General features: G+C 54.3%; 19 protein-coding genes. 11 read left to right on the top strand and 8 right to left on the bottom strand.

The annotated features are described in order from the left end of the window. Positions 1 to 66: 66 nt before the first annotated feature. Complete coding sequence (locus tag C7387_RS19150) at positions 67 to 1,983, bottom strand: PTS mannitol transporter subunit IICBA (protein ID WP_006817740.1); 1,917 nt, start codon at positions 1,981 to 1,983, stop codon at positions 67 to 69. Positions 1,984 to 2,517: 534 nt separating this feature from the next. On the opposite strand from C7387_RS19150, the gene C7387_RS19140 reads away from it, so the two are divergent. The 9 genes from C7387_RS19140 (at position 2,518) to C7387_RS19100 (ending at position 11,983) form a co-directional block, all read left to right on the top strand. After that, complete coding sequence (locus tag C7387_RS19140) at positions 2,518 to 2,880, top strand: DUF3302 domain-containing protein (RefSeq protein ID WP_006817738.1); 363 nt, start codon at positions 2,518 to 2,520, stop codon at positions 2,878 to 2,880. A 2-nt stretch (positions 2,881 to 2,882) separates the two neighbouring features. Further along, the gene (locus tag C7387_RS19135; protein ID WP_006817737.1) at positions 2,883 to 4,019 is read left to right on the top strand and encodes an HlyD family secretion protein; all 1,137 of its coding nucleotides are present in this window, start codon (positions 2,883 to 2,885) and stop codon (positions 4,017 to 4,019) included. A gap of 239 nt (positions 4,020 to 4,258) precedes the next feature. Next, positions 4,259 to 4,867 (top strand): glutathione S-transferase, encoded by a 609-nt coding sequence (locus C7387_RS19130; RefSeq protein ID WP_120817288.1) that lies wholly within the window; start codon positions 4,259 to 4,261, stop codon positions 4,865 to 4,867. 98 nt (positions 4,868 to 4,965) lie between these two features. After that, complete coding sequence (gene selA, locus C7387_RS19125) at positions 4,966 to 6,354, top strand: L-seryl-tRNA(Sec) selenium transferase (RefSeq protein ID WP_120817287.1); 1,389 nt, start codon at positions 4,966 to 4,968, stop codon at positions 6,352 to 6,354. Next, a complete protein-coding gene (gene selB, locus C7387_RS19120) occupies positions 6,351 to 8,207 on the top strand; it encodes a selenocysteine-specific translation elongation factor (protein WP_006817734.1) in 1,857 nt (618 codons plus the stop codon). Before selA ends, selB begins: the two co-directional genes overlap by 4 nt. A 165-nt stretch (positions 8,208 to 8,372) precedes the next feature. Continuing rightward, the gene (yiaY, locus tag C7387_RS19115) at positions 8,373 to 9,524 is read left to right on the top strand and encodes an L-threonine dehydrogenase (RefSeq protein WP_120817286.1); all 1,152 of its coding nucleotides are present in this window, start codon (positions 8,373 to 8,375) and stop codon (positions 9,522 to 9,524) included. A gap of 92 nt (positions 9,525 to 9,616) precedes the next feature. Further along, the gene (gene exaC, locus C7387_RS19110; protein ID WP_120817285.1) at positions 9,617 to 11,155 is read left to right on the top strand and encodes an acetaldehyde dehydrogenase ExaC; all 1,539 of its coding nucleotides are present in this window, start codon (positions 9,617 to 9,619) and stop codon (positions 11,153 to 11,155) included. A gap of 220 nt (positions 11,156 to 11,375) precedes the next feature. Then, the gene (locus C7387_RS19105) at positions 11,376 to 11,573 is read left to right on the top strand and encodes a type II toxin-antitoxin system HicA family toxin (protein WP_120817284.1); all 198 of its coding nucleotides are present in this window, start codon (positions 11,376 to 11,378) and stop codon (positions 11,571 to 11,573) included. 2 nt (positions 11,574 to 11,575) lie between these two features. Then, positions 11,576 to 11,983, top strand: coding sequence for a type II toxin-antitoxin system HicB family antitoxin (locus C7387_RS19100; RefSeq protein WP_038253675.1), 408 nt, complete (start codon positions 11,576 to 11,578; stop codon positions 11,981 to 11,983). A 4-nt stretch (positions 11,984 to 11,987) separates the two neighbouring features. Here C7387_RS19100 and C7387_RS19095 read toward each other — a convergent pair whose 3' ends face one another. Both C7387_RS19095 and C7387_RS19090 read right to left on the bottom strand, forming a co-directional pair. Next, entirely contained in the window at positions 11,988 to 13,943 is a 1,956-nt protein-coding gene (locus tag C7387_RS19095; protein ID WP_120817283.1) for a glycoside hydrolase family 127 protein, read from the bottom strand. A 10-nt stretch (positions 13,944 to 13,953) separates the two neighbouring features. Then, the gene (locus C7387_RS19090; protein ID WP_120817282.1) at positions 13,954 to 15,354 is read right to left on the bottom strand and encodes an MFS transporter; all 1,401 of its coding nucleotides are present in this window, start codon (positions 15,352 to 15,354) and stop codon (positions 13,954 to 13,956) included. A 227-nt stretch (positions 15,355 to 15,581) separates the two neighbouring features. Between C7387_RS19090 and C7387_RS19085 the strand changes: the two genes are divergently transcribed. Together C7387_RS19085 and C7387_RS19080 are read left to right on the top strand one after the other, a co-directional pair. Then, positions 15,582 to 16,403, top strand: coding sequence for an AraC family transcriptional regulator (locus C7387_RS19085; RefSeq protein ID WP_120817281.1), 822 nt, complete (start codon positions 15,582 to 15,584; stop codon positions 16,401 to 16,403). Positions 16,404 to 16,728: 325 nt separating this feature from the next. Then, positions 16,729 to 17,142, top strand: coding sequence for a winged helix-turn-helix domain-containing protein (locus C7387_RS19080; protein ID WP_040903024.1), 414 nt, complete (start codon positions 16,729 to 16,731; stop codon positions 17,140 to 17,142). 75 nt (positions 17,143 to 17,217) lie between these two features. Here the strand turns inward: C7387_RS19080 and C7387_RS19075 are convergent, their stop codons facing one another. From C7387_RS19075 to C7387_RS19060, 5 genes are all read right to left on the bottom strand, one after another. Continuing rightward, entirely contained in the window at positions 17,218 to 18,936 is a 1,719-nt protein-coding gene (locus tag C7387_RS19075; protein ID WP_006817724.1) for a ShlB/FhaC/HecB family hemolysin secretion/activation protein, read from the bottom strand. Between the two features lie 88 nt (positions 18,937 to 19,024). Further along, positions 19,025 to 19,852, bottom strand: coding sequence for a collagen-like triple helix repeat-containing protein (locus tag C7387_RS19070; RefSeq protein ID WP_050812338.1), 828 nt, complete (start codon positions 19,850 to 19,852; stop codon positions 19,025 to 19,027). Then, positions 19,840 to 20,151, bottom strand: coding sequence for a hypothetical protein (locus tag C7387_RS23025; protein ID WP_166791164.1), 312 nt, complete (start codon positions 20,149 to 20,151; stop codon positions 19,840 to 19,842). The genes C7387_RS19070 and C7387_RS23025 overlap by 13 nt, the downstream gene beginning before the upstream one ends. 488 nt (positions 20,152 to 20,639) lie before the next feature. Then, positions 20,640 to 21,893 carry a valine--pyruvate transaminase gene (gene avtA, locus C7387_RS19065; protein WP_006817720.1) on the bottom strand — a complete coding sequence of 418 codons (1,254 nt, stop codon included), beginning with the start codon at positions 21,891 to 21,893 and terminating at the stop codon, positions 20,640 to 20,642. Positions 21,894 to 22,051: 158 nt separating this feature from the next. After that, positions 22,052 to 24,088, bottom strand: coding sequence for an alpha-amylase (locus C7387_RS19060; RefSeq protein WP_120817280.1), 2,037 nt, complete (start codon positions 24,086 to 24,088; stop codon positions 22,052 to 22,054). Between the last annotated feature and the right edge of the window lie 284 nt (positions 24,089 to 24,372).

Here is a 24,372-nt window from a genome sequence, read left to right as displayed (position 1 = left end):
TGAGGGACCGCGTGATTTCCCCTCACCCTAGCCCTCTCCCCGCGAGGGGAGAGGGAACTAAGGGACTTATTTCTTACCGGACAGCAGTGCCAGGACTTCATCGACGCTGGTGGTGCTGGCCAGGCGCTCAATCACCGATTCATCATCCAGCGCATTGGTCAGACTGGTAATGACCTGGATGTGTTCGTTATTGCGTGCGGCAATACCAATCACCAGGCGGGCGATGTCGTCAGGCTCTTCACCGAAGTGCACACCCTGCGGATACTGGCAGAAGACCACACCGGTTTTCAGCACACGGTCTTTAGCTTCAACCGTGCCGTGCGGTACCGCGATGGACTCGCCCAGGTAGGTCGGGGTCAGTTTTTCACGGTCCAGCATCGCTTCGACATATTCCGGCTCAACGTAGCCGCCTTTCACTAACTGCTCACCGGCAAAGCGGATGGCTTCTTCTTTGGTCGCCGCATGACGGCCGAGGAAGATGTTTTCTGCACCCAGTTTGAACAGGTGGCTGTTGTCCGCATCGAAGCTGTCTTTCAGGCTATCGCGAACCTTTTCTTCGTTGTCGGTATGGCGCTGTGCTGCTACCAGACGCTCGGTCAGATTGGTGTAAAGACCGCTGTCGAGGAAGTTGGTCAGCGAAATGTGCTGTGCCTGCGGAACCTGGCGCATAGCGCGCTCGGTCAGATCACGGTGGGTGATGACCAGGTCAACATCCGGCGGCAGGCTGTTAATGGCGCTATTGGTGACGGAGATGTTGGTAAGACCCGCATCCTGCACTTTCTTACGCAGCACACCCGCACCCATGGCGCTTGAACCCATACCGGCGTCACAGGCCACGATAATTTTGCGCACGTGGCTCAGATCGTTGGTGACGTCGCCTGCGGCCAGCGGAGATGCTGCACCTTTGGATTCCGCTTTCATGTCGTGCATACGGCGAGTCGCGGCTTCGATATCGTCGTCTTCTTTAACCTTGCTGGTTTTCAGCAGGATAGCGGAAACCACGAAGGAAACGGCCATCGCAGCAACAATCGCAGTGATGTTCGCGAAGTAGGCACCTTTCGGCGTCATCGCCAGAACGGCAAGGATAGAACCCGGAGAAGCCGGAGAAACCAGACCACCGTTCAGGATAGTCAGGGTGAACACGCCGGTCATACCGCCGAGGATAACGGCGAGGATCAGACGCGGGTTCATCAGCACGTACGGGAAGTAGATTTCGTGGATACCGCCCAGGAAGTGGATGATTGCTGCACCGCCCGCAGACTGCTTAGCACTACCGCGACCGAAGAACATGTACGCCAGCAGAACGCCCATCCCCGGACCCGGGTTGGCTTCAATCAGGAAGAAGATAGATTTGCCAAGTTCATGCGACTGCTGGATACCCAGCGGCGAGAAGATGCCGTGGTTGATGGCGTTGTTGAGGAACAGGATTTTCGCCGGTTCAACAAAGATGGACGCCAGCGGCAGCATGTCGTGTGCCACCATGAAGTTAACGCCCGCAGCCAGCGCCTTGGACAGCACTTCTACGGTTGGGCCGATGCCTTTAAACGCCAGCATAGCGAGGATCATACCGATGATGCCGGCGGAGAAGTTATTCACCAGCATTTCGAAACCGGATTTGATCTTACCGTCAACTGCCGCATCGAATTTCTTAATGCAGTAGCCGCCCAGCGGACCGGCGATCATCGCACCGAGGAACATCGGCATATCTGCACCGACGATAACACCCATTGTGGTGATAGCACCGACCACGCCACCGCGATCGCCACCCACCAGACGACCACCGGTGAAACCGATCAGCAGCGGCAGGAGGTAGGTGATCATCGGGCCGACCAGCTTCGCCAGCGTTTCGTTCGGCAACCACCCTGTTGGAATGAATAATGCGGTGATAATACCCCACGCGATAAACGCGCCGATATTTGGCATCACCATGTTGCTGAGGAATCGACCAAAGCTTTGCACTTTGATCTTGATATCGGATGACATAAAAAACACCCCTTCTTATGTTTGCTGACGCGCAGGCCGGAAGCCCGAGGTTTTTTTGTTAATGTGGCGGCAGAGGTAGCCGGACCCTGTTGATATGGCGAAATCTGGCACTGAATCGTTCAACTGTCCAGCTAGCGCCAATTAATGTGATTTGCATCACGTTAATATAGGGTGGTAAGGATAAGTTTGCGTGATCAGCATCACAAAAGTGTTGTATGAAAAGCCACCGGCAGTACAGATTTAGCGCAAATTGGCAATTTAATGTGATTGGTATCACGTTGTTGCTGTGTGTGTTTGTTATGAATGCGTGATGAATATCACAAAATATTTTCATCTGAATTTGAGCAGATGTGATCTGCGACAGATTCTGGCACTGACATTTTACTTGCCAAAAAAAGCAACTTAAGACCAAAAAAAATATTTTTTTTGTGGTATGGCAAAAAACCTTAACAACAGTTATGTTCAAAACATCAGCCAGGGTGCATACGGCTGCCAGCATAAAAAAACTCTAAATAGCGTGAATACGAGGCAGGTATGTTTCTAAATTATTTCGCGTTGGGCGTGCTGATCTTCGTATTTTTGGTTCTGTTTTATGGGATCATCGCCATCCACGATATTCCCTACAACATGGCTAAGAAGCGCAACCATCCCCATGCCGATGCCATCCATACGGCGGGCTGGATTAGCCTGTTTACACTCCATGCCATTTGGCCGTTCTTGTGGATTTGGGCAACGCTCTACCAGCCTGAACGTGGCTGGGGCATGCAGTCACATGTCACTCCTACCGGAAAGGATCCAGACCCCGAGATTGCTGCACTGGCAGCGCGTATCAGCCAGTTGGAAAAAAGACTGGATCGGGAGAATAAAACCGATAACTCCACCTTTCCGGAGAATTAATCATGGATTTGTTGATTATCCTGACCTATGTGGCATTCGCCTGGGCCATCTTTAAAATATTCCGTATCCCGGTAAACCAATGGACGCTTGCTACCGCAACATTAGGGGGCGTGTTTATTGTTGCGGGACTTATCTTATTAATGAACTACAACCACCCGTACACCTTTTCTGCGCAGAAAGCGGTTATCTCGATCCCTATTACTCCGCAGGTGACAGGAATAGTGAGTGAGGTGACAGATAAACAAAACTCACTGATTAAGAAAGGTGAAGTGTTATTTAAATTAGATCCGACCCGCTATCAGGCGCGGGTCGATCGTCTGCAGGCCGACCTGGTGACGGCTATCCATAATACGGATGTATTGAGGGGACAACTGACCGAGGCTATCGCCAATACCCAACGGGTGGGTGCTGAACGTGACAGGCTGTACAAAGAGTACCAGCGTTATCTGCAGGGTAGCCGTGCCAAGGTTAACCCGTTCTCGGAAAGCGATATTGATAACGCCCGACAAAACTATCTGGCGCAGGATGCGATGGTGAAATCGTCGGTCGCGGAGCAGTCGCAGATTAAAAGCCAGCTCGACAGCATGGTCAACGGTGAGCAATCCCAAATTGTCAGCCTGCGTGCGCAGTTGACGGAAGCGCGTTACAACCTCGATCAGACGGTGATCCGCGCGCCGAGCAACGGCTATGCGACTCAGGTGCTGATCCGCCCGGGGACCTACGCCGCAGCACTGCCGCTGCGCCCGGTGATGGTGTTTATTCCGGAGCAAAAAAGACAGATTGTTGCGCAGTTCCGGCAAAACTCGCTGCTGCGTCTTAAGCCTGGTGATGAAGCCGAAGTGGTATTCAACGCCCTGCCAGGACAGGTTTTTGAAGGCAAGCTGACCACCATTCTTCCGGTAGTGCCTGGCGGCTCCTACCAGGCGCAGGGCTCGCTGCAGTCATTAACCGTGGTGCCCGGCACTGACGGCGTGCTGGCGCTGATTGAGCTTACACCAAACTCGGAGGTGGACGCGCTGCCGGACGGTATTTACGCCCAGGTGGCGGTCTATTCAGACCACTTTAGTCATGTTGCGGTGATGCGTAAAGTACTGCTGCGGATGACCAGCTGGATGCATTACCTGTATCTCGATCATTAATCTTTAATCAGGTTTTTACATTGCCTGCACCATACAAGGTTGTGCCCTACAATTGCACACGTCCCGAAGGGCTGAGGTCATTTTTAAGCATGGCTGTGTTGCTCACGACTCATTTGGGTCCCCAAACTTCGCCGTTCGCGCCTTGCCCTGCTTAAAAATGACTATCAGCGCCAAACGCGTGCAATTGTAGGGCGCAACCTATACCTTTGTGTATCTTCGTCGGTGACAAGGAGCAGGCAATGAAACTGATCGGCAGTTATACCAGTCCGTTTGTGCGCAAAATTTCGGTTCTCCTGCTGGAGAAAGGTATCCCCTTCGACTTCATCAACGAAATGCCCTACAACGCCGAAAACGGCGTGGCGCAATACAATCCCCTTGGCAAAGTGCCTGCTCTGTTAACCGACGACGGCGAGTGCTGGTATGACTCGCCGATTATCGCCCAGTATATTGAACTGTTAAACGTCGCCCCGGCGATGGTCCCCGTTGAGCCAAAAGCAGCGCTGAAGATGCGCCAACTCGAGTCGCTTGCCGACGGCATTATGGATGCTGGACTGGTCGCGGTTCGCGAACTGGCGCGCCCGGTGGCGCAGCAATCGCAGGATGAACAACTGCGCCAGCGGGAAAAGATTAGTCGCAGCCTCGACATGCTTGAGCATTACATCGCTGACGGTACGCTGAAGGCGGATGAGGTGAATCTTGCGACCATCGCGGTGGCCTGTGCGATTGGCTATCTCAACTTTCGCCGCATTGCCCCAGGCTGGTGCGCCACGCGCCCACACCTGGTCAAACTGGTCGAGACGCTGTTCCAGCGCGAAAGCTTTGCGCGCACAGAACCACCAAAGGCTTGATACCGGTTATGTCCGAGCGCGGCAACACGCAGTACAATTCCCCGCATGTCGTCACCCCTCTCCCGTCGGGAGGGGGCAACCCATAGCCAGGCCATTCCATGACAACCGAAAACCGTTCACTCTACAGCCAGCTTCCTGCCACCGATCGCCTGCTGCGCGATCCGACCTTTTCCTCGTTACTCGCTCGTTTCGGCCATAGCCGAATTGTCGACACGCTTCGCCTGATGCAGGACGAAGCCCGCGCGGCTATCCGCGATACGGGGGCGTTACCGCAGTGGTGTGAGGCCTGGGCGCAGGAAGTTGCTGCTCGCCTGGAGCAGGATGAGCAAAGCTCGCTGCGACCGGTATTTAACCTGACCGGCACGGTGCTGCATACCAACCTGGGACGCGCGCTACAGTCAGAGGCGGCGGTTGACGCGGTTGTGCAGGCGATGCGTTCGCCGGTGACGCTCGAATACAGTCTGGAAGGTGCCGGACGCGGTCATCGTGACCGGGCGCTGGCAGATTTGCTCTGTCGGCTGACCGGCGCAGAGGACGCCTGCATTGTAAACAACAATGCCGCGGCGGTACTGCTGATGCTGGCGGCAACCGCTGCCGGCAAAGAGGTGGTGGTATCACGCGGCGAGCTGGTGGAGATTGGCGGCGCATTCCGTATTCCCGACGTGATGCGCCAGGCCGGTTGTGTATTGCGTGAAGTGGGCACCACCAACCGCACCCACGCCTGGGATTACCGCGATGCGGTGAACGAAGATACGGGCATGTTGCTGAAGGTGCATACCAGCAACTACAGCATTGAAGGATTTACTAAATCGGTGGATGAAGCTGAACTGGCGGCGCTTGGCCGGGAGCTGAATGTGCCGGTGATGGCCGATCTCGGTAGCGGCACGCTGGTGGATTTTAGCCAGTACGGGCTGCCGAAAGAACCTATGCCGCAGGAAATGATAGCCGCAGGCGTGAGTCTGGTGAGTTTCTCCGGTGATAAGCTGCTGGGAGGACCGCAGGCCGGGATTATCGTCGGCAAGCGCGAGTGGATTGAGCGTCTGCAGCAGCACCCGCTAAAGCGTGCTCTGCGGGCAGACAAAATGACCCTGGCGGCGCTGGAAGCCACGCTGCGGCTCTATCTGCATCCGGAAACCCTGTGCCAGACGCTGCCAACGCTGCGTCTTCTGACGCGTTCTGAAGCGGATATTCGTCAGCAGGCCGAACGCCTGCAGCCGCAGCTTGCCGCGCGCTACCCGGAGTTTGAGGTTACTATCGCGTCCTGTTTGTCGCAGATTGGCAGCGGGGCGTTACCTGTTGACAGGCTGCCTGGTGTGGCTCTGACCTTTACCCCCCGCGACGGTCGCGGCGGTAGCCTGGAGGCGCTGGCCGCACGCTGGCGTACGCTGCCGGTTCCTGTTATCGGTCGTACAGGTGAGGGGCGCCTGTGGCTGGATTTACGCTGCCTTGAAGATGAAATGCGTTTTCTGGAGATGCTACTGAAATGATTATTGCTACAGCCGGGCATGTTGACCACGGTAAAACGACGCTGCTGCAGGCGATAACCGGCGTGAATGCCGACCGCCTGCCGGAAGAAAAAACGCGCGGGATGACCATCGATCTTGGCTACGCCTACTGGCCACAGCCTGATGGCCGTGTGCTGGGTTTTATTGATGTTCCGGGTCATGAGAAGTTTCTCTCCAACATGCTGGCAGGTGTGGGCGGTATCGACCATGCGTTACTGGTGGTGGCCTGTGATGATGGCGTAATGGCGCAAACGCGTGAACATCTGGCGATTTTACAACTGACCGGTAATCCAACCCTGACGGTTGCGCTAACGAAAGTTGACCGTGTTGAAGCCGCGCGCATCGATGAAGTACGCCAGGAAATTAGTGCGGTGCTGCAGGAGTTTGGCTTTGCCAGCGCCACACTGTTTGAAACGGCGGCTACCGAAGGCCGTGGTATTGACGCACTGCGAGAACATCTCCTCCGGTTACCGGAGCGAGCGCATCCGGAACATCAGCGTTTCCGGCTGGCCATCGACCGGGCGTTCACCGTGAAAGGGGCAGGCCTGGTGGTGACCGGGACGGCGTTTTCCGGTGATGTGAAAACCGGTGATACGCTGTGGCTGACCGGGGTAGATACGCCGGTGCGAGTGCGTGGCATCCATGCGCAGAATCAGCCGGTAGAGCACGCCCACGGCGGGCAACGCATTGCCCTGAATATTAGCGGCGATGTGGAGAAAGAGGCGCTGACCCGCGGTGACTGGCTGCTGTCGCAAACGCCGCCGGAGGCTGCAGAACGCGTCATTGTTGAGCTGCAAACCCACCATCCGCTGAGCCAGTGGCAACCGCTGCACATTCACCACGCGGCAAGCCACATCACCGGTCGTGTTTCGCTGCTGGAGGGCAACCTGGCGGAGCTGGTGCTTGATAAGCCGCTGTGGCTTGCGGATAACGACCGTCTGGTGCTGCGCGACGTCTCTGCCCGTACAACCCTTGCCGGGGCCAGAGTGGTGACACTGCATTCGCCAAAACGCGGCAAACGTAAACCTGAATATCTGCAATGGTTGCACGCGCTGGCCGCTGTGAAAGACGATGCCGAAGCGCTGGACGTTCATCTGCAGCGTGATGCGGTGAAGCTGGCGACGTTCGGCTGGGCACGCCAGCTTAACGATACGGGTCTGCAGGCGCTTCTGGGGAAACCGGGTTTCATTCAGGCCAGCGGTAGCCTGCTTGATGCACCGCTGGCTGCGGGCTGGCAGCGCAAACTCCTCGATGCGCTGGCGCGCTATCACGAACAGCATCGTGACGAGCCGGGGCCGGGGCGTGAACGTCTGCGGCGCATTGCGTTACCGATGGAAGATGAAGCACTGGTGCTGACGCTGATTGAACAGATGCGTGACAGCGGTACCATTCAAAGCCATCACGGCTGGCTGCACCTGCCGGATCATAAAGCCGGATTTACCGATGAGCAGCAGACTATCTGGCTGAAAGCAGAACCGCTGTTTGGCGACGAACCCTGGTGGGTGCGTGACCTGGCACGAGAAACGGGCACCGATGAGCAGGTGATGCGTGGCGTACTGCGGCAGGCGGCACAGCAGGGGATGATTACGGCGATCGTGAAAGATCGTTATTACCGTAACGATCGTATCGTAACTTTCGCGAAGATGATCCGTGAGCTGGATCTGGCTCGTGGCTCCACCTGTGCGGCAGACTTTCGCGATACCTTAAACGTCGGGCGCAAACTGGCGATTCAAATTCTCGAGTATTTCGATCGTATTGGTTTTACGCGGCGCCGCGGAAACGATCATTTATTACGCGATGCATTATTATTTCCTGAAATAAGCGATCAAGAATAATAGACTAAATACTACCAAATGGTTATTTTTGTTAGTTAATATTTCTCCCCGCAGGATTTAAATTTTTAACCTGCGGGGAAGGTCGCAAAAAAATAGTTTATCCCTGTTGTTGGTAATGTCTTTTCCGTAAGCTCGATGGTCGTTGATCGCAATTAAGGAACGACCATGACAACATCCGTATTTTATATCCCTTCAGTGAATATTATTGGCGCAGATTCATTAACCAGCGCAATTGATACCGTACGTGAACACGGCTGGCGCCGGGCGCTGATTGTCACAGATACCATGCTGAACAAGCTAGGAATGGCTGGCCAGATCCAAAAATCGCTGGCTGAGCGCGATATATTCAGCGTTATTTATGATGGTACACATCCTAATCCGACAACCGCAAACGTGGCGGCAGGATTGGAATTATTAAAAGAAAATCAGTGTGATTGCGTTATTTCTCTCGGTGGCGGTTCACCGCATGACTGTGCGAAAGGCATTGCGCTGGTCGCAGCAAACGGTGGCGAAATTCGTGATTATGAAGGCGTAGATCGCTCGGCAAAACCGCAGTTACCGATGATTGCGATTAATACCACCGCCGGTACCGCATCTGAAATGACGCGTTTTTGTATTATCACCGACGAATCGCGGCATATTAAAATGGCGATCGTGGATAAACACGTCACGCCAGTGTTATCCGTTAACGATCCTACATTAATGATGGGCATGCCGAAATCGCTCACCGCAGCGACCGGTATGGATGCGCTCACCCACGCTATTGAAGCCTACGTGTCTACCGCCGCTACGCCAATCACTGATGCCTGCGCGCTGAAAGCAATGACCATGATAGCGGAACACCTTCCCCACGCGGTGGAAGATGGCAGCAACATGGCGGCACGTGAAGCCATGGCTTATGCCCAGTTCCTGGCCGGTATGGCCTTCAATAACGCTTCTTTAGGTTATGTTCATGCGATGGCGCATCAGCTGGGTGGTTTCTACGATCTGCCGCACGGCGTGTGCAACGCGGTGCTGTTGCCTCATGTCCAGCAGTTCAACAGCAAGGTTGCCGCTGCTCGTCTGCGTGACTGCGCACAGGCGATGGGCGTCGATGTCAGCCGCATGAACGCACAGCAGGGGGCAGAGGCCTGCATCGCAGAGATTCGTAGCCTGGCACAGGAGGTCAATATCCCAGCAGGACTACGCGCGCTGAATGTGAAAGAAGAAGACTTCCCGGTGCTTGCTACTAACGCGCTGAACGATGCCTGTGGCCTGACTAACCCTGTCACCGCCACTCATGAAGAGATTATGGCTATCTATCGCGCCGCTATGTAATCCGTGACAGCGGTCGTAAAGTCGTGACCGGCTGGCGAAGAACTCGCCAGCCACGACTAACCTTACTGGACATTCACGGTAAGGAGGCAGCCATGACGAACAACCCGCACACAGCAAATATCCAGCCAGGTGAATACGGTTACCCGCTTAAATTAAAACCCCGCTATAACAACTTTATTGGTGGTGAATGGGTCGCTCCGGTCAACGGGGAGTACTTCAAAAACCTGACGCCAGTGACGGGCCAGGTACTGTGTGAAGTGGCCTCTTCTGGTAAACAGGATATTGATCTGGCGCTGGATGCAGCGCATAAAGCAAAAGATAAATGGGCACATACCTCAGTGCAGGATCGCGCGGCGGTGTTGCTGAAAATTGCCGACCGCATGGAGCAGAACCTGGAGCTGTTGGCCACGGCTGAGACCTGGGACAACGGCAAACCGATTCGTGAAACCATGGGGGCCGACGTACCGCTCGCTATCGATCATTTCCGCTATTTTGCTTCCTGTATCCGCGCTCAGGAAGGCGGTATCAGCGAGGTGGACAGCGACACTGTTGCCTATCACTTCCATGAGCCGCTGGGCGTGGTGGGGCAAATCATCCCGTGGAACTTCCCCCTGCTAATGGCAAGCTGGAAAATGGCCCCGGCGCTGGCCGCGGGGAACTGCATTGTGCTGAAACCAGCGCGCCTGACACCGCTCTCAATCCTGCTGTTGATGGAGATTGTCGGCGATCTGCTGCCGCCTGGCGTGCTCAACGTGGTAAACGGTGCCGGCGGTGAGATTGGCGAACATCTGGCAACCTCTAAGCGCATTGCCAAGGTGGCGTTTACCGGTTCGACGGAGGTCGGCCAGCAGATCATGCAGTACGCCACCCAGAACATTATTCCGGTAACGCTCGAACTGGGCGGTAAATCACCGAACATCTTTTTTGCCGATGTGATGGATGAAGAAGATGCCTATTTCGATAAGGCGCTGGAAGGTTTTGCGCTGTTCGCCTTCAACCAGGGTGAGGTGTGTACCTGCCCAAGCCGCGCGCTGGTGCAGGAGTCTATCTACGAGCGCTTTATGGAGCGTGCTATTCGTCGGGTAGAGAGCATTCGTAGCGGTAACCCGCTGGACAAAATCACGCAGATGGGGGCGCAGGTCTCACATGGCCAGCTCGACACCATCCTCAACTATATCGATATCGGCAAGAAAGAAGGGGCGGATATCCTCACCGGCGGACGCCGCCGCCGCCTGGAGGGTGACCTGAAAGAGGGGTATTACCTCGAACCAACTATTCTCTTTGGCAACAACAATATGCGGGTTTTCCAGGAGGAGATCTTTGGCCCGGTGCTGGCGGTGACCACCTTCAAAACTATGGAGGAAGCGCTGGAGCTTGCCAACGATACCCAGTACGGGCTCGGTGCTGGCGTCTGGAGCCGCAATGGCAATCTGGCTTACAAAATGGGCCGGGGGATTCAGGCGGGGCGCGTATGGACTAACTGTTATCACGCGTACCCGGCGCATGCCGCATTTGGCGGCTACAAGCAGTCAGGTATTGGCCGTGAGACCCACAAGATGATGCTGGAGCACTACCAGCAAACCAAATGTCTGCTGGTCAGTTACTCCGATAAGCCGCTGGGTTTATTCTGACGAGGAACAGCAAGCGCCCTCGTGGATAAGGGCGCTTGCGTATATCTTGCAGGCTCGATCGTAGTTATTCATGGGCGTTGCAGATTGGCATATTTTTCCCTGCGTACCGCATTCCTTTTCCTGACTTTTGAGGCTGAAAACCTCCATTGCTCACGCTAATGTGATGAGTATCTTCACTGTGCAATGTGTATGGTGTGTATAATCATGGAAGGCGGGGAATGTGACCAGTGCGGATGTCATCACCATTCTGAAAAAACAGGGCTGGATTCAGAAAAGAGTGAAAGGAAGCCACCATCAGTTTTGTCATCCCAATCTTCCTGGGCTCGTTACTGTCCCGCATCCCCGCAAAGACATAAAACCAGGCACTCTGGCGCAAATCTGGCGGCAAGCCGGAATTAAACCATCATGTGAGGAGTAATCATGTTTTATCCGGCTTACATTCATGCAGACCCAGACGGTAGTGCAAGTGGTTTTTTCCCCGATGTCCCGGGGTGTTATTTTGCCGGGGATACGCTGGATGAGGCATTTCAGGACGCAAAGAGCGCACTGGTAGCGCATTTTGAGCTGCTGTATGAAATGGAGGACGCGTTACCTGGACCGGGAGTGGTCGAAAAGCATCTGGAGACGCATCCGGAAGATTTCAGCGGTGGGCAATGGCTGCTGGTGGATATTAATATGAGCCAGTTCGACGGTCGTGCTGAGCGTATCAACATCACAATACCGCGACGTCTGCTCGTAAAAATTGATAGCTTCGTCAGCGAGCATTCTGACTTCGCTAATCGAAGTGCTTTTCTTGCTGAGGCAGCACGACGGGTGCTGCCTGGCTAGTTCATTACCCCTCATTCACCCAGACACGCATCTCACCTTCGCCGCGGTTTGCCCAACTGAACCACGGGATAAAGGTTAGCGTGTGGGGCTGAGATTCTGCGGGGGCGTGGTCGTACTGCCACAGCGGCTGAGTTTCAGCGGAGCGAGCCGTACATTTCACACCGTCGGCCTGAATCAGCACCTGATGCGCCAGAACGCCTTTGCCTTCGAGCAGGCGGAAGGTGGCGTCTTTGGGTAGCCACAGGTTATGGAGTTCTTCGCCGTTGTCGGCCTGCTCCAGGCAGTAGACCAGCGGTCCACGCTGTATGGCGATTTTTCCTGCGGCGTGGCGCATTAGTGGATTGGCGTAAACGCGGCGCACCGGCATGGGCAGCGTTAACAGGAGCTTGTCGCCCTCCTGCCAGTCGCGGGTGATGTGCAGATAGCCTTTACGCGGCAGCAGCGGGATTTCCTCACCATTCAGCATGACCTGTGCGTTGACACACCAGTCGGGGATACGCAGAGCCAGAGTGTGGTTAACCGTATCGGGTGACTCCACGGTAATGCTGACCTGCTCCTGCCACGGATAATCACCGCTGATATGTAAACGAAGCGCATGGCCAGCGACCGGGATCTCCACGCTGTTGCCAATGTAGAGGTTGATGTACAGCGCCTCGTCGCGTGAGGTGTAGAGGTAATGACCAAGTGAAGTGAGCACGCGGGCGATGTTGGGCGGGCAGCAGGCGCAGCCAAACCAGCGCTGGCGCACGGGCTTGATGTGGTCATAGATGTGGTTAAATTTCAGCGATTTGGGATGCACTTCCAGGGGATTTACGTAGAAGAAGTGCTTGCCGTCGAGCGCCATGCCGCCGAGCACGGTGTTGTACAACGCGCGCTCCATGACGTCGGCATAGCGGCTGTCGGCCTCCATCTCCAGCATCCGGCGGGCAAACATCATCAGGCCAATCGAGGCACAGCTTTCTGCGTACACCGTATCGTTTGGTAGATCGTAATCACTGCTAAAGGCCTCGCCGCTGCTCTGTGAGCCGATGCCTCCGGTGATGTACAGCTGGCGAGATGCCATGTTGTCCCACAGGCGCAGGCAATCCTGGCGCTTCTGCTCATCCTGGCTCAGGCGGGCAAGGTGCGCCACGCCGGTCATCAAATAGACGAAGCGCACCGCGTGGCCGATGGCCGTTTGCTGTTCGGCAAGCGGTAAGTGCGCCTGGCTGTAAGCCTTATCTTTGACCATCCACGCCGGGCCATAGTTATGCCACCAGGAGGTTTTGCCGCGTTTTTCATATTCAATATCGTAAAAATGTGGCTGAGTTCCCCGCTGTTCGACGAAGTACTTCACAAGGTGCATATAGCGCGACTCGCGGGTTACTTCGTATAAGCGCATCAGCGCCAGCTCAATTTCCGGATGCCCCGGATAGCCGTGAAGCTGATGTTCAGCGGGGCCGAAAGTGCGGTCGATGTGGTCCGCCAGGCGACAGACCACGTCCAACAGCCGGCGCTTTCCGGTGGCCTGGAAGAAGGCTACGCCTGCTTCAATCATGTGTCCGGCGCAGTACAACTCGTGACATTCAGCCAGGTTAGTCCAGCGTTTTTCCGGCGCTTTCACCGTAAACCAGGTGTTCAGGTAACCATCATCGCACTGGGCGGCCGCGATCAGCGCAATGACCTCATCGGCGGTTTTCTCAAGCTCTGGATCCGGCTTTTGGCACAGGGACCAGGCCACTGCCTCCAGCCACTTCGCGACGTCGCTGTCCTGAAAAATCATGCCGAAAAATTCGCCTTCCTGCAGCCCGGCAGCAATACGGAAATTGGCTATCGCATGGCTCGGGTCAGCCTCCGGAATGCGGTCATTGAGGGCGTCCCACTGATAGGGAATAACAATGTCCCGAACCAGCTGCTGGTACTTACCCAGGAAAGGATCGCTGACGCTGAGTTTATGCAGATTCACTTCCACCACGGACATAAGGTTCTCCTTAAGACTGAACATGACGCTGGCGCAAATCGTTCGCCATACACGCCATCATTGGGTTATTGAGCTTGCAGGCGCGTATTGTGAAGGCCAGCAGCAGGTGGAACAGGGCGGGTAGCAGGGTTTCCATCATGGTGATCCCCTGCAACGATGCCGGGGTCTGGTTCCCGGCTCCGGGCTGATAAGCCACGAAGATAAACACCAGGCTGATGATGCCAGCGCTGGAGGCCCATGCGAGCTTGATGCAAAACAGGTTGAAGGCGAAGTTCATTCCCGAGGAACGCACGCCGGTTTTCCATTCGCCGTAGTCATCGGCAAAGGCCATCAGGGAGAAATGCAGCGGCAGCGTGAACCCAAGGATAATGCCATTGCCGAGGATCACCACAAGCCACAGGGTTTGCCAGGCGGGACCGGTGGGCAGGCACCACATCCCGACGGCGAGCAGTGCCAGTACCAGGTTGGTGTAGTAATAGAGCCTGACGGTGTCGAAACGGCGCGATAGTGGATTGACGAGGACCGAACCCAGAATAGCGGCGAAAGTGACCATCGTGAAAAATAGCGAGGTGTAGGCGGTACTGCCCTCCAGCACATAAGTGATGAAGTACATGTAGCCCCCGCCGCGAATGTTAAATACGTTGATGAGCAAAAAAGACATGACCAGCATCAGCAGCAACTGGTCATTCTTGCGCAGCCCGGAGAGGTGTTCGCGCAGAGTGAATTTCCCCATCATCGCCAGCGGGACACGTTCACGGACCCAGAAAAAGCAGCACAGGAACATCACCACCGCCACGGCGCACAGAACCCCTACGCCAAGCTGGTAGCCTCGTGCCGCATTACCCTGGCCCAGCTCAGCAACCAGCCATGGCAGGCCGACAGAGACCAAAAACCCCGCCACGCCGCAGAGAACAAATCGCCACGACTGGCAGGAAATCACTTCGCTATGGCGGGTGGTCATGGTGTTGATAAGCGCGCAGTAGGGGACGTTAATGGCGGTGTAGCCCACGGATAACAATAGATAAGTCGCGAAAGCCCAGGCAATTTTTACGCTCATGCTGGCTTCCGGTACGGTAAAGGTCAGCACGCCAATGACGCCGATGGGGAGTGCAGCCCATAGCTGCCAGGGGCGAAAGCGACCCCAGCGGCTTTGCGTGCGGTCCGCAATCACCCCCATGACGGGGTCAGAGATCGCGTCAAATACGCGAAGAGCGATAAACAAGGTGCCGACTAACGCAGGTGTCAGTCCAAAAATGTCGGTATAGAAAAAGGTCAGAAAATTCATGATAAGACAGGTGATGACGGTTCCCCCGGCATCGCCCAGCCCATAGCCAATTTTTTCCCGCACGGAAAGCCTGTCGGCGGAGGTCAGTGGCACCGGGCCCGTTGTGGCAATCGGTGTTGAAGTCATAGGGTACTCCTCACTTTGTAGGGTGGGATTTTCTTATTTGTGTTGTGTACCCGAATAATTCTGCCTGGAATAACGAAGGCAACAAGGGAAGGGAAAAGTATAAAAAGATAACGATTCCGACCTGATGATAAATCTGTGAAGCCGATCGAGGGTTTTTAATAAATTTGATTAATAATCAAAGAGAAAGATCTGTTTTTCATCAATTATTAACGGGAATATACATATCCATGCTTGAATTATCCATAGCGCTTCCGCTTAGCGTACAAAACGGCGGATTGTTTATTTCCCGGGGAGTGGGAAGTCATCCGGCAAGGAAATTATCCTCCTGGGAATTAATTTATGTTGAGAAAGGGACACTGACGCTACGCGAAGAAGAACAGACTTTTACGGTCAACGCCGGAGAAAGCTTGCTGCTCTGGCCCCACCGGCGGCATGTTGGGGTAGGGGAATTTCCGGATGATCTTAAGTTTTACTGGCTGCATTTTGAACTGACTGATAATTGCAGCGCGATGACGAATAAGCAGATGCCGATGCGGCTTCCACAGCATTTACGGGTCAACGATCCGCAGTACGTCGTGTCGTTGTTTCGGCAATTTTTGCATGAGCAGGAGAATATTCATCGCAGTATCGCTCTGGATTTCATTTTATTACTTATACTGCAACAGATATCGGTATCGGCATTCAGCGATCCCCTCCGGGATGGGCGCGGTATGGCGCTGGCGTATCGGGCACAACAGATAATTCGTACACAGTATCATTTACCGTTGAGCACCTCCGGAATGGCGACAGAATTACATTGCAATGCTGATTATCTTGGGCGTGTTTATCGCCGTGTATTTCGCCTGACGCTGACGGAAGCTATCCACCGTCAGCGGATCATCGCGGCAGAAAAGCAGCTCATTAGCGATTCTGCCTCACTAAAAGAGGTTGCTCTGTGCTGCGGGTTTAATGATGTTGGTTATTTTCGCCAGATATTCAAAAAACACACCGGAATGACGCCAGCCGGCTGGAAACGACGTTACTGCAAAGAACATATTAACTCCGGATAATGGGTGAGTATTCGCGAGCTCGTAGAGTTATTGACTGTAATTTGCGATTAATAAGGCGTCTTGTCTTGAGTTGTTGGCGTAATCTAAATCAGCAGGATTTTATTACCAGTTTTATTGCAACTCAGATAGTTATCGTTAGTGGTTTGATTTTAGTCCAGATGATAGGCTGTTTTTATCTATCGGAAGCGCGAGTGATAGCGTTGTCACTCATCTATTGAAAATGAGTTTCAGCAAATTATAATAACGGATAAAAATTGTATGGATTACGAGCCGTAAATATTTCTCAATGCTCCTGGTCGGTTCAATTTTAAATGAGTATTTGACTATGGAATATTATCTGCACGGATTCATGATTGGCAAAGAGGTTCATGTCGATATTGCTAATAAACGGGCTTATCGGATTCCGGTTAGTAACTCTGACAAAACGGTAATGTTTGCCGCGGTTTTTTTTAATAAAACGATGCTACGTCTATTTCTATATATGCTGATGCATGCCGATGAGCGCCATGTATCCAGGGATGAGCTGTTTTCGCACGTCTGGGAAGAGCATAATTTGAGTCCTTCCACCCAGCGCTTGTGGCAGGTTGTCAGCAATCTTAATAAAAAGCTGTCAGTACTTGGTCTGCCCGCCGATTTTATTCTTAGCACCAAAGGCTGTGGTTATTTTGTCAATCATCAGGGTGTCATTCCACTCTATTACCAGGCCACGGAACCGCCTCTCTCCATCGCCATGAGTTGAGATCTGGGGTGTGATGTCGCCACCGGATTTTTTTCCCCAGCACGTTTGTGGCTGGGGTTTTTTTATGTTTGAGCATTAGCGCAGGTTATTAAAGTTCCACGTAAAGGTCAGGCTGTAACGCCAGTCCCTGTTGTTGCTGTCGGATGGTACGTCGCCCACGGGGCGCGCCGCTTCAACTGTCACGGTGTAATGTTTGTTATCTCCCACCGTCACCCCCGTGGCGATAGAGCCTAAACGCTGATGCCGATAACCTGGCTGGTTGAACCATGTCTGTGCGGTGTCGGCCAGTACATAAGGCTGAACGGTTGCCAGCCACTGGCTCTCTTTACGCATGTGCAGATACCGTAGCTCTACCTGTCCGCCGTAGCCGTAATCGCCGGTCGCCTCGCCGTCCTGATAGCCGCGCCCGTAGCGCTGAGCACCGAAGGAGACGCGCTCTGGCTCGGGTAAATCGTTATCGCTCCAGTCGCCTTCCCATGATGTCGACAGGCGTAATTTGTCGGTCATCATCCAGGCGGCATCCAGATTGCCTTTCCATAGCGTAAAACCGAGGTCGGTGCCCTGCGATGGGTTGGCGCTGGCACCCGCGCCATCAATCCCCTGACGCAGGGTTAATTTGCCGCTGACGCTCGCTTTATCAAAAGCCTGCAATCCGTTCATGCCCAGCTCCAGCGCCGGATAGCGCACACGTTGGTGCTGTGTATCGAGCTGGAATTTCTGATCCAGAATCTGGGCCTGCAGGGCATAGTCGTTGCGCTTGTCGGTGTAATCGATACCGCCGTTGACGCTGAACTGGCGCTTTTGCGTCAATAACACCGGGTAGTCAAAGCTCACCCCGCCGTTGTACTGGGTGGATTTCTGTTTGGCATCAACGGTGATGTTATTGGGCAGATACAACAGCGGCGTATAGTCACGCGGGTTTTCCTGGTAATAGCTGCCCTTGAGGTGCATGGCCAGTCCATCGTCATTGAGGAACTGCTGGTAGTTGAGGCCAACGTAGGTTTTGCGCGTGTCTTTATCGAGCGGAATCAGGGTCGCGAGCCCCAGCTGGTCGCCGTAGCTGGTCAGGTTGCTCAACGTGCCGTTGACCAGCGCCAGGTTTTGTCCTTTGCGGGTATCCACCGTGGAGGAGAAATCCCAGATGTGCGGCTGCTCGCCCTGAACCTGCATCACGCCGGCGCCATAAATGTTTTTTGGCAGTTGCGCGTTGGCGGTGACGGGCACGTCCGGCGTGCGGGTCATCAGCAGGCTGTTGCGATCGAATGTCGCCTGGGTCAGCGGTTTCTCCTGCATGATTTTTTCTGCCAGCCGCTGCAGGCGTGCGGCGATATTCGGGTTGTTGGTTTTGATGTCGGTATGAGCGATATACCCTTCAACCAGCACGATTTTTATCGTGCCATTATGGAAATTGTCGTCCGGAAGCCAGGCGTAGGAGAGCGGGTATCCATCTGCCCGGTAGCGGGCGGTAATATCGTTGACCAGCCCAATTATCGTTTTCAGTGGGACTGTTTTTTTAGCATATGGCCGGAAAGGTGCGAGCAACGACGGCAGGGAATAAACCGTACCGCCAACAAACTGGACGTGGTTAACCTGCACCGGCGTCTGCGGCGTCAATTTTGTTTCAGGTTTGCTGACGCTAACCTGAGTTCGTGGGGTGGGTGATACGCCCGGAGGCGCAATGCCGTTGGCCGCTTTTGCCGGATTATTATGATCGATAAGGGCAGGTAAGGTATCGGCGCGCGCCAGTGACAGTAACACGCAACTCGCCAGAGCAGAGTAAAGAGGGAATTTCATTATGCGATCCTTCGTATACTGGCCCGCCGGGGCGAGCTGCCATTGCTGTTAAGCGAAAAAAAGGCACCCCCCGAGGGGGGCACCGGAATTATTTTTTAGGATTTAACAACCCGCCAACCAGACTATTGACGCCGGAAAGAGGGTTAGTGGTGGTGGAGGATGAGCTGGTGGTGCCCGCACTTGCCGTTGCGCCAGCCGTCAGGGTGTTGACAGTGGTATTGACGTTAGCCACCAGGCCGTTGGCTGTGGTGTCTACAGCCGCTGATGCGGAAACGTTGCTACCGCTGGTGCCTGTACCACCGGTGGTGCTGGTGGGTTTATAAACCAGGGTGCCCGAGTCTGTGACGGTATGGCCGACATCCTGAACGGTCTGACCAACGCCGCTGAGGCCAGAATTACTACTGCTGATGTTTGAACCCACGCCGCTCACCGAGTTACCGACCTGCGTCAGCAAGCCATCAACCGGTTTACCAAGCCCGGTTGTCGCCCCTACGCTTTGGGTCAGTGTTTGGGTGCCGCCAAGAGTATTATTGAGCACACCAGTAGTTCCTGTTGTGAGCTTCGCAACATCAGGGCTTTGAACGACAGATGTGAGTCCGGTGCCTGTTCCACTGACAACCTCGCCCGCGCTATTCACTACGTTACCGACAACGCCGGTAACGCCGCCAACCGGAGTGTTAGCCGTACCGCTTGAGAGCCCGGTACCGACGCTTGAAACGGTATTACCGAGCGAAGTCACCGTCGTGGTGACGCCCTGGGCTGTGGTTCCCACGCCATTAGGGTTTGATGGATTACCAACGCCGGTCGTTACACCATTACCTGTGGTTTGCAGCGCATTACCGACACCGCTCACCGTCGTTGAAACGGTTGAAGTGACCGGGTTATTCGTTGGAACCTGGCTGCCTAAGCCATCCAGCGTACTACCAACGCTGCTGACGGTTTGTCCGGTATCGCTGAGTACATTATTCGCGGCCGAAGATGACCCGCTTCCGCTTCCTGATCCACTACCGGAACCACCGCTTCCACTCCCGCTACCAGAGCCACCACTACCGGAGCCTGAGCCGCCGCTACCGATTCCTGAACCTGAACCTGAACCTGAACCTGAGCCAGAACCGCTACCATTGCTCCCGCTACCACCGCTCCCGCTGCCGCCGGAGCCGTTATCTGCTGTTGTGCCTCCACTACTGCCATCACTTCCCGATCCGGAACTTCCATTTGCTCCTGCTGTGGGATTATTTTTGGCTGTTGAATGAGAACCTCCGCCGCTTCCACTACAGGCGGAAAGGGAGAACGCAAGAAGTACCGCCACTGCGATAACGCTCAAGTGGCTTACGTTATTAGTAGCCATAACAATACTCCACGCAATAAAACGCCGGACGGCGTATTTATAATTGTAAGTGGAATTCGGAACTCTGCATCTGGTGCAGAAATGGGCAAAATGGAGATAAAAAATAAATTGCACAGCTGGCTGGCAAGAAAAAATAACGAATAAATAAAAGATTATAAAAACAGAGACTTATGCCTGATTAATTCTTTAGTACTACTGAAGTTAATGGTGTTTTATTTTACAATTGCTTAAATCGTGGCTTAAAAATAGGATTATTCCTGGTGTGAGGCGAAGCGGGAAATATATTCATGATATATCCAAAATAACCGCTAAGATCACAGAAAAATTAAGCCTTCCGATTGGAAGGCTTTTTAATTTATGCCCCTTCGCGCCAGGCATTTTCTATTTCTTCGGCGAGAATTCTCACCCCGGCTTCAATTTTCTCCGGATCCGGAACGTAATTCATGCGCATACACTGGTGAGTATGCGGCCAGGGTTTATCGAGACCCGGGAAGAAGTAGTCGCCTGGCACCATCAGCACTCCGCGTTTTTTCAGACGCTGGTACAGCAGTTCGGTGGAAACCGGCAGATCCTTAAACCATAACCAGAGGAAAATCGCCCCTTCGGGTTTGTGGATGAGGCAGCGGTCTTCAGGTAAATAGCGGCGAATAATGGCGATAGTTTCCTGAACGCGCTGATAGTAGAACGGTTTTATCACCGTTTCCGACAGGCGCAGCAGGTCGTTGCGTTTGATCATCTCGCACATCATGGCGGGGCCAATACCGCCGGGCGCCAGGCTGATAATGCCGTTCATATTGCTGACCGCAGAGATGATTTTCTCATTGGCAATGATGATACCGCAGCGGCTGCCCGGTAAGCCGAGCTTCGACAGGCTCATACACAGCACGATGTTCGGGTTCCACAGCGGGCGCGCTTCACTAAAAATGATCCCCGGGAACGGCACGCCATAGGCGTTATCAATTACCAGCGGGATGCCATGCTGGTGCGCCAGTGCATCGAGCTTCAGCAGTTCTTCATCGGTGATGACGTTACCGGTCGGGTTGGTGGGACGCGAAACGCAGATCATCCCGGTTTCTTCGGTAATGCTGAGGTGCTCGAAATCAACGTGATATTTGAATTGCCCTTCGGGCAGCAGTTCAATATTGGGTCTTGTTGAGACAAAGAGATCCTCTTCGAGGCCCGAATCGGCGTAGCCGATATACTCCGGTGCCAGCGGGAACAGCACTTTTTTAGAGCTGCCGTCGGCGTGGCGACCAGCGAAGAGATTGAACAAGTAGAAAAACGCGCTCTGACTGCCGTTTGTCAGTGCAATATTCTGCGGTTCGATATCCCAACCTAATTCATCCCGTAGCATTCCGGCGAGTCTGTCGAGGAGTTCGGTTTTCCCCTGAGGACCATCGTAGTTACACAACGCATCGGCAGCGCTGCCGTTTTCCAGCATCTCGCGTAGCAGGTTCTGGAAATAATCGTTCATTTCCGGAATCTGGGCCGGATTACCGCCGCCAAGCATGATGGCACCGGGCGTACGCAGGCCGTCGTTAAGGTCCTCCATCAGGCGGGTAATGCCTGAATGGCGGGTGAATTTGTCGCCGAAAAGTGAAAATGTCATAGCAGGTGTTCTATTGGCCTTACTGGGAAGTTACCCACCATAACGCCAGCTATGGCATGGTGCAAATCGGAGGAGTATGCAGTTTTTGGTGAATTATTCTGCTTATTTTCTGGAAAGTAGAATTAGCTTCCCCTCGTGCTGGAGAGGAAGCGGTCCGATTATTTTTTCAGGCCGGCCCAGATGACCATCACCTTATCATCGCCGTGCTGGCGAACGAATCCATAGCCTTGAGTGAGGGGCAGGGTCGTTTGTCTGCCTTCACCGATCGCTGGATGGCGGGCTCGGAACTGCCCCAGACGTTGCCAGTGCTTCACTAGTGCTGCTGCTTTGCCGCCGACATCCTGCCAGTTCATATCAGAACGGGTGCCCTGCAACGGATCTGAGCCGGTAGGGCCAAACGGCCGTTCGGACTCATCACCATAAAAAATCTGTACCGCACCGGGGGCGAGCAATAGTAACTCGGCGGCACGGTGACCCGGCTCGCGGAACAGTTGGGTATCATGAGAAGAGAGATAGCTGAGTACGTTGAAATTCTGCAATTTGTCGGCCATTTGCTGCCAGGTGGCGTCCATCTCCGCCAGGCAGCCGCTGGCGCTGGTGGCCTGCTGCTGGTAATCAAAGTTAATCATCGCATCGAAGCCGTAACGATAATACTCGCTATGCATCACGCCGTGGCCCCAGGCCTCGCCGGTCATCCAGAAAGGGGTGTTATCCAGCGCTTTTTGCGGGTTGGCGTGTTTCCACGCCGCGAGAGCCTCCGTTGACTGGTTCTTCAACTGCTGCCATGCAGGCAGTTCAACATGTTTCGCCGTATCAACGCGAAAACCATCAATCCCGTAATCGCGCACCCACCGGCTCAGCCAGTGGGTCAGGTAATCCCGAGGCGTAAATCCGGCGATGGCTTTGGCGTGCGTGTCCGTTTTATGTTGATAGAAGACTGGCAGCCCGGAAGGGACCGTTGACTCGGTTTTGAGATCCGGCAGGAAGGCCAGCGACATCGTCAGGTCGTCAAAGCCGGGGTTATCGTAGTCGCCGATATCAGTGCGGATCCATTTCTTACCCCACCAGTTTCCCCATGCTGCTTTATCGCTGAAGTTGATGTAATCGTTGAAGCTGTGCCAGTTCTGGCCCGGCCCTGGCTGCCAGTTTGTCCAGTGCTCGCCCAGGGTTTTCTTTAGTTCGTCACCCTTCAGATACAGTGCACCGAACTGATACTCCTGCATATCGGCAAGCGTGGCATAGCCGGTATGGTTCATCACGATATCGAACAGTACGCGAATGCCGCGCTGGTGGGCACCGTCCACCAGGCGTTTGAGGTCATCTTCATTACCCATGTTGGCATCAAGCCGCGTCCAGTCCTGGGTGTAGTAGCCGTGGTAGGCGTAATGCGGGAAATCGCCTTTTGTGCCACCGCCGACCCAGCCGTGGATCTGCTCTAACGGCGAGCTTATCCACAGCGCATTGACGCCGAGCTGCTGCAAATAATCCAGCTTGCTGGTGAGGCCCTTCAGGTCGCCACCGTGAAAGGTACCAATCTCTTGCTGCCCGTCTTTATGACGACCATAGCTATTATCATTGCCCGGATCGCCGTTCACAAAGCGATCGGTCAGGACAAAATAGACCGTGGCGTTGTGCCAGTTGAAAGGGGCGGGAGCATCGGTTTCTGCGCGCTCAAGCAACAGCAGGCCGTTACTGTCGGGGGCAGGCTGAAGGGTGATTTTCCCCTCGCTGACGGTCGTGGTTTGCTGACTGTAGAAATCACGTACAACGGTACCCTCCGGGAAGGTCTGGCTGACGTCAAGCGTCAACGGGCCACCGTTCCACGTGGGGCACTGGCGGGTCACGGCTGATGCTGCGCTGGTTTCCTCTGCTCTGAGCGACACGGTAAGTGTGGGGGTGCCGGAGCGGGTATCTATCGTCAGGGTATAGAGACCATCGCGGAAAACGCGCCAGCCGGGTGCGTCATCGTTACAGGGTTCAAGCGACAGCGTCTGATTGAGTTTGATCGGGGCGGCAGGCTGCCAGCATTTCTGGTCAAGACCTAACGTTAAAGCGCGTGTACCCTTCGCCAACGTTTTTTGAGTGACGAACTGACCAACACCCTGTGGGGTGAAATTGGGGAAGTCGTTGGCGGTCCACACTGCCGACCAGGCGAGGCCTGGCAGCAAAAGCGGCATAAGAGCAGCACGTTTCATTCAGTCACCTGTCGCGGTTTTTTGCTCAGTGTGACAGCAAGAAACACCACTGTACTCCTCCCCAATGGGGGATGAGACGCAAGGGTGAGCGATCTTGCGCATAAAATGCCCGTAAAATGCGATAACAGCATCATTTTCGGCGTTTTTATGGCGAACTTCGCACATCGTGCGTGACATAGTTTCGGAATTGGACTATTTCTTTAGGTGCTCTTGAAGCCTATTTTTGATATGATTTGTGGTTCAGCTCTCAAATTTTTGAAAAATACAAGGTGTTGGAATGTTTA

This window comes from Yokenella regensburgei (genome assembly GCF_003634235.1).
GTDB classification, from domain to species: domain Bacteria; phylum Pseudomonadota; class Gammaproteobacteria; order Enterobacterales; family Enterobacteriaceae; genus Yokenella; species Yokenella regensburgei.
This window is presented reverse-complemented; position numbering and strand designations above follow the sequence as displayed.